Genomic DNA, 6,000 nt, shown 5'->3' with positions numbered 1-6,000 from the left:
GCTCAACGGCCGCCGGCCCCGCCGGCCGATGCGCTGCCCCCGGCCCCGCTCAAGGACGCGATGCCGGCTCCGCCGGCCGACGCCCCGGCGCCCAACGACGCCAACGCGGCGCCCGGTGCGCCGCAGCAGGCCACCAAGGTTGGCTACACGATGCAGCTTTGGGACGCCATCAAGGGCCAGGGCATTCACGGCAACGACGCGCTGGACTCCCTGGCGCAGCCGTCCGTGATCGGCTGACACTTCCAGCACGGGTAGCCGAGCGCTTCCCGCAGGCGGTCTCGCTTGCGGGAAGCGCTACCGGCCGGTCAGGCCGAACCGACCCATTCTTCGGTGCCGTCGTCGAAGAACTGGTGCTTCCATACGGGCAGCCGCGCCTTGATGGTGTCGACCAGAAGCGCGCATGTGGTGAACGCAGCCTGACGATGGTCGGCGGCGACGGCGGCGCCGAGCGCCGCCTCCCCGATGTGCAGGGCACCGATGCGGTGGCTGGCCGCGATCGCACGCACCCCCTCGGACCGCCCGGCGACCTCGCCGACCACCTCGGCGATCACCTGTTCGGCGGACGGGTGCGCCGAGTACTCGAGCCGCACCACCCGCCGGCCGCCGTCGTGGTCGCGGATCATCCCGACGAAGCCCACGATGGCTCCGGCCGACCGGTGGCCCACCAGTTCCTCGTGCTCGGACAGGTGAATCGGGTGCTCGGTCATCGCGGCGCGCACGACGACCGTCATCGCTGGTGGTCTTCGCCGGCGAGTTGGTCGAGCGCGTGGTCCACGACGTCGGCGAGCACGGCGAGGCCGTCGCGCACACCCCCGGGCGACCCCGGCAGGTTGACGATCAGGGTGCGGCCCGCGACACCGCACACGCCGCGCGACAACACCGACGTCGGCACCTTGGGCAGCCCGGAGCGGCGGATCGCGTCCGCCAGGCCCGGGATCATGTAGTCGAGCACCGCGACGGTCTGGTCGGGCGTGCTGTCGGTGGGCGAGATTCCGGTGCCCCCCGAGGTGATGACGAGGTCGACGTCGGCGTCCAGGGCGTCGCGCAGCGCCTGCCCCACCGGTTCGCCGTCGGCGACCACGGCCGGCTCGGCGGCCGAAAAGTCGCGCTCGGCAAGCCATTCGGCGATGATCGGCCCGCATCGGTCGTCGTAGGTTCCCGCCGACGCGCGGGTGGAGGCGATGATGACCCGCGCGGATCGGGTGCTCATCAGGGCGCCCAGGTCCCGGTCTTGCCGCCTTCCTTGCGCAGCACGCGGATGTCGTCGATGCGGGCGGCCGGGTCGACGGCCTTGATCATGTCGTACAGCGTGAGGCCCGCCACGCTGACGGCGGTGAGCGCTTCCATCTCCACCCCCGTTCGGTCGGTGCTTCGCACCGTTGCGGTGATCTCCACCTCGGACTCGTGCACGGTGAAATCCACGTCGACCCCGGTGAGCGCGAGTTGGTGGCACAGCGGGATCAGGTCGCTCGTGCGTTTGGCCGCCAGGATGCCGGCGATCCGCGCGGTCGCCAAAGCATCGCCCTTGGGCAGGCCGCCGCTCGAGATGAGCGCCACCACGTCGGCCGAGGTGCGCAGGCGACCGGCGGCGACGGCCGTCCGCTTGGTGGCTCCCTTGTCGGTGACATCGACCATGTGCGCCGCCCCCCGCTCGTCGAGGTGCGAGAGCGCTCCGACCGATCCCGAAGCCCCGGAAGCCCCAGCCATCCCGCCGGCTACCAGGTGGTGTCGGTGACGGGGTGCACGTAGGGCAGGTCGGTCGCGGGCAGCGGGAACACCAGATCCCCGAACGGGGACAGCGCGCCCGTGCGATCGGTCGCCAGTTCGCTCACCGGATGGTCGTCCGGTTCCGTCGCCGGCCAGCCGTTGTCGACATACCTCTGTTTGCGGGCCTTGCCCTCAGCAGTGTCAGCCACGGCGTCCATTCTGACAGGTCGCCCGCGCGCAGGCGGCGCAAGGCTGACAGTTTTGCGCTCGGGCCGATCCGTCGCGAATTTGGTGTCGGCCCGCAGTCGGTCGGCTGCTTTACGCTGGTCAGCAATGACCGACAACACCCCGGACATCCCGCTGGGGTCCTGGCTGGCCGACCTGCCCGACGAGCGCCTTATCCGGCTGCTCGAGCTGCGGCCGGACCTCGCCCAGCCCCCACCCGGCAGCATCGCCGCGCTGGCGGCCCGCGCACAGGCCCGTCAGTCGGTCAAGGCTGCCACCGACGACCTCGACTACCTGCGGCTGGCGCTGCTCGACGCGCTGCTCGTGTTGCAGGCCGACACCGCGCCGGTGCCGACCGGCAAACTCCTGGCGCTGTTGGGTGACCGGGCCAACGAATCCGAGGTGACGGCCGCGCTCGACGACCTCCGGGAGCGAGCGCTCGTCTGGGGGGACGCCGCGCTACGCGTGGCCCCCGACGTCGGGACGGCGCTGCCGTGGCACCCGGGCCAGGTCACCCTGGAGGACGCCGACCGCACCGGCCAACAGATCGCCGACCTCATCGAGACGCTGACCGCACCGCAACTGGAGGTGCTGGAAAAGCTGCTCGAAGGCTCCCCGATGGGGCGCACCCGCGACGCCGCGCCGGGCGCGCCCGCGGACCGGCCGGTGCCGCAGCTGCTCGCGATGGGTCTGTTGCGACGCGTCGACGCCGAGACGGTGATCCTGCCGCGCCATGTCGGGCAGGTCCTGCGCGGCGAACAGCCCGGTCCGATGCAGCTCAGTCCGCCCGACCCCGTGGTCTCGACCACCAAAGAGGACGACGTCGACGCGGCCGCCGCGGGCGCCGTCATCGACTTGCTGCGCGAGCTCGACGTGCTAGTCGAAACCCTCAGCGCGGCACCGGTTTCCGAACTCCGCAGCGGCGGCCTGGGGATCCGCGACGTCAAGCGGCTGGCCAAGGCGACCGGCATCGACGAGCCACGCCTGGGTCTCATCCTCGAGCTCGCCGCCGCAGCCGGGTTGATCGCGAGCGGCATGCCCGATCCGCTCCCGGTGAACGGCGAGGGCCCGTACTGGGCGCCGACGACGGCCGTCGACCGGTTCATGACGCTGTCTCCGGCGGAACGTTGGCATCTGCTGGCGACCTCCTGGCTCGACCTCCCCGCCCGCCCGGCGCTCATCGGCACCCGCGGACCCGACGCGAAACCGTACGGCGCGCTTTCGGATTCGCTGTACTCGACGGCCGCGCCCCTGGACCGCCGGCTGCTGCTGGGCATGCTCGCCGACCTGCCGCCCGGCAGCGGAGTCGGTGCCGCGGAGGCGTCCGCGGCGCTGACCTGGCGCCGTCCGCGCTGGGCCAGGCGGCTACAACCTGAACCGGTGGGCCACCTGCTGGCCGAAGGTCACGCGCTGGGCCTGGTGGGCCGCGGCGCGATCAGCACGCCGGGCCGCGCGCTGCTGGAGCCCAACAGCGACGCCGAGGCCGCGGTCGGCGCCATGGCCCGGGCGATGCCCAAGCCGATCGACCACTTCCTGGTGCAGGCCGACATGACCGTCGTCGTCCCCGGACCGCTGGAACGCGAACTCGCCCAGCAGCTGGCGACGGTGGCCACCGTGGAATCGGCCGGCGCCGCCATGGTGTACCGGGTCAGCGAGCAGTCGATACGGCACGCCCTCGACGTCGGCAAGACCCGCGACTGGATGCACACCTTCTTCGCCAGTCATTCAAAAACTCCTGTGCCGCAAGGGCTCACGTACCTCATCGACGATGTCGGACGCCGCCACGGCCAGCTCCGCATCGGCATGGCCGCTTCGTTCGTGCGGTGCGAGGACCCGACGCTGCTGGCGCAGGCGGTGGCGGCGGCCGAGGGTCTGCAACTGCGCGCCCTGGCGCCGACGGTCGCGGTGTCGCCGGCTCCCATCGCCGAGGTGCTGGCCGCATTGCGGGCCGCCGGCCTAGCCCCGGCCGCCGAGGATTCGTCCGGTTCCGTGGTCGACGTGCGGCCGCGGGGCGCCCGGGTCACCACACCACAGCAGCGCCGCCCGTATCGCCCCGCGCCGCGTCCGAACACCGAGAGCCTCAACGCCGTCGTCGCCGTGCTGCGCAAGGTGACCGCGGCGCCCTTCGGCAATGTCCGCGTCGACCCCACCGTCACCATGTCGCTGCTGCAGCGCGCGGCCAGGGAGCAGGACACGCTGGTGATCGGCTACCTCGACGCGGCGGGCGTGGCCACCCAGCGTGTGGTGGCACCCATCAGCGTGCGGGGCGGCCAGCTGGTGGCCTTCGATTCGGCGTCCGGGCGGCTGCGCGACTTCGCCGTGCACCGCATCACGTCGGTCGTGTCGGCCAACGGCCGATAATGGTGGCATCGCTCAGTAAGAAAGAGGAGTGGGGCCACATTGACTGACGGACCCTTGATCGTGCAGTCCGACAAGACGGTGCTGCTCGAGGTGGATCACGAGCTGGCCGGGGCGGCGCGCGCCGCCATCGCGCCGTTCGCCGAGCTGGAACGCGCACCCGAACACGTGCACACCTACCGCATCACGCCGCTGGCGCTGTGGAACGCGCGCGCCGCCGGCCACGACGCCGAGCAGGTGGTCGACGCGCTGGTCAGCTTCTCGCGGTACGCGGTGCCGCAGCCGCTGCTGGTCGACATCGTCGACACCATGGCGCGCTACGGGCGGCTGCAACTGGTGAAGAACCCGGCGCACGGCCTCACGCTGGTGAGCCTGGATCGCGCGGTCCTCGAGGAGGTGCTGCGCAACAAGAAGATCGCCCCGATGCTCGGCGCCCGCATCGACGACGACACGGTGGTCGTCCACCCCAGCGAACGCGGACGGGTCAAGCAGATGCTACTCAAGGTCGGCTGGCCGGCCGAGGACCTGGCGGGGTACGTCGACGGCGAGGCGCACCCGATCGCGCTGCGGCAGGACGGCTGGCACCTGCGCGACTACCAGCAGATGGCCACCGACTCGTTCTGGGCCGGCGGGTCTGGGGTGGTGGTGCTCCCCTGCGGCGCCGGCAAGACGCTGGTCGGCGCGGCCGCGATGGCCAAGGCGAGCGCCACGACGCTGATCCTCGTCACCAACATCGTGGCCGCCCGGCAGTGGAAGCGGGAGCTGGTCGCGCGCACCTCGCTCACCGAGGACGAGATCGGCGAATACTCCGGTGAGCGCAAGGAGATCCGGCCGGTGACCATCTCGACCTACCAGATGATCACCCGCCGCTCGAAGGGCGAGTATCGGCATTTGGAGCTCTTCGACAGCCGCGACTGGGGACTGATCATCTACGACGAGGTGCACCTGCTTCCGGCGCCCGTCTTCCGGATGACCGCGGACCTGCAGTCCAAACGCCGGTTAGGGCTGACCGCCACGCTCGTGCGCGAGGACGGCCGCGAGGGCGACGTGTTCTCCCTGATCGGCCCCAAGCGCTACGACGCGCCGTGGAAGGACATCGAGGCGCAGGGCTGGATCGCACCGGCCGAGTGCGTGGAGGTGCGGGTCACCATGACCGACAACGAGCGGATGATGTACGCCACCGCCGAACCCGAAGAGCGGTACAAGGTTTGTTCGACCGCGCACACCAAGATCGCCGTGGTCAAGTCGATCCTCGCGAAGCACCCCGGCGAGCAGACGCTGGTGATCGGCGCCTACCTCGACCAGCTCGACGAGCTCGGCGCGGAACTGGACGCCCCGGTGATCCAGGGGTCCACGCGAACCAAGGAGCGCGAAGCGCTGTTCGACGGTTTCCGCCGCGGCGAGGTGACGACGCTGGTGGTGTCCAAGGTCGCCAACTTCTCCATCGACCTGCCGGAAGCGTCGGTGGCCGTTCAGGTTTCGGGCACCTTCGGGTCGCGGCAGGAGGAGGCCCAGCGGCTGGGCCGGTTGCTGCGGCCCAAGTCCGACGGCGGCGGCGCGATCTTCTACTCGGTGGTGGCGCGCGACAGCCTGGACGCCGAATACGCCGCGCACCGGCAGCGTTTTCTGGCCGAGCAGGGCTACGGCTACATCATCCAGGACGCGGACGACCTTCTGGGCCCGGCGATTTAGCCGTCTCGGTGCACCGAA

At 71.2% G+C, this 6,000-nt stretch carries 6 protein-coding genes and 1 pseudogene; 3 read left to right on the top strand and 4 right to left on the bottom strand.

Annotated elements, in window-relative coordinates; all coding sequences use genetic code 11:
• A pseudogene (locus tag GPY60_RS26575) lies at positions 1-237 on the top strand (transglycosylase family protein); the annotation flags it as partial.
• A 68-nt stretch (positions 238-305) separates the two neighbouring features.
• On the opposite strand, the gene GPY60_RS08605 reads toward GPY60_RS26575, so the two are convergent.
• Genes GPY60_RS08605 through GPY60_RS08590 form a run of 4 tightly spaced genes read right to left on the bottom strand, consistent with a single transcriptional unit; the run spans position 306 to position 1,916 of the window.
• Positions 306-731, bottom strand: coding sequence for a molybdenum cofactor biosynthesis protein MoaE (locus GPY60_RS08605; protein ID WP_156687223.1), 426 nt, complete (start codon positions 729-731; stop codon positions 306-308).
• Entirely contained in the window at positions 728-1,210 is a 483-nt protein-coding gene (locus GPY60_RS08600) for a MogA/MoaB family molybdenum cofactor biosynthesis protein (protein WP_156687222.1), read from the bottom strand. The genes GPY60_RS08605 and GPY60_RS08600 overlap by 4 nt, the downstream gene beginning before the upstream one ends.
• Positions 1,210-1,707 (bottom strand): cyclic pyranopterin monophosphate synthase MoaC, encoded by a 498-nt coding sequence (gene moaC / locus GPY60_RS08595; RefSeq protein WP_156687221.1) that lies wholly within the window; start codon positions 1,705-1,707, stop codon positions 1,210-1,212. The genes GPY60_RS08600 and moaC overlap by 1 nt, the downstream gene beginning before the upstream one ends.
• Before the next feature lie 8 nt (positions 1,708-1,715).
• Positions 1,716-1,916, bottom strand: a complete 201-nt coding sequence (locus GPY60_RS08590) for a hypothetical protein (protein ID WP_197283599.1) — start codon at positions 1,914-1,916, stop codon at positions 1,716-1,718.
• Between the two features lie 124 nt (positions 1,917-2,040).
• Here GPY60_RS08590 and GPY60_RS08585 point away from each other — a divergent pair, with 124 nt between their 5' ends.
• Together GPY60_RS08585 and GPY60_RS08580 are read left to right on the top strand one after the other, a co-directional pair.
• Positions 2,041-4,293: a helicase-associated domain-containing protein gene (locus GPY60_RS08585; RefSeq protein ID WP_156687219.1), complete on the top strand. Its 2,253-nt coding sequence runs from the start codon at positions 2,041-2,043 to the stop codon at positions 4,291-4,293.
• Positions 4,294-4,332: 39 nt separating this feature from the next.
• The gene (locus GPY60_RS08580; protein ID WP_156687218.1) at positions 4,333-5,982 is read left to right on the top strand and encodes a DNA repair helicase XPB; all 1,650 of its coding nucleotides are present in this window, start codon (positions 4,333-4,335) and stop codon (positions 5,980-5,982) included.
• The last annotated feature ends 18 nt before the right edge of the window (positions 5,983-6,000 follow it).

Origin of the sequence: Mycobacterium sp. Marseille-P9652 (assembly GCF_902652685.1) — a bacterium.
In the GTDB taxonomy this organism is placed as follows: Bacteria; Actinomycetota; Actinomycetes; order Mycobacteriales; family Mycobacteriaceae; genus Mycobacterium.
This window is presented reverse-complemented; position numbering and strand designations above follow the sequence as displayed.

Coding starts and splice junctions, on each gene's coding strand:
- GPY60_RS08605 (WP_156687223.1), bottom strand. CDS start 731: ATGACGGTCGTCGTGCGCGCCGCGATGACCGAGCACCCGATTCACCTG.
- GPY60_RS08600 (WP_156687222.1), bottom strand. CDS start 1,210: ATGAGCACCCGATCCGCGCGGGTCATCATCGCCTCCACCCGCGCGTCG.
- moaC (WP_156687221.1), bottom strand. CDS start 1,707: ATGGCTGGGGCTTCCGGGGCTTCGGGATCGGTCGGAGCGCTCTCGCAC.
- GPY60_RS08585 (WP_156687219.1), top strand. CDS start 2,041: ATGACCGACAACACCCCGGACATCCCGCTGGGGTCCTGGCTGGCCGAC.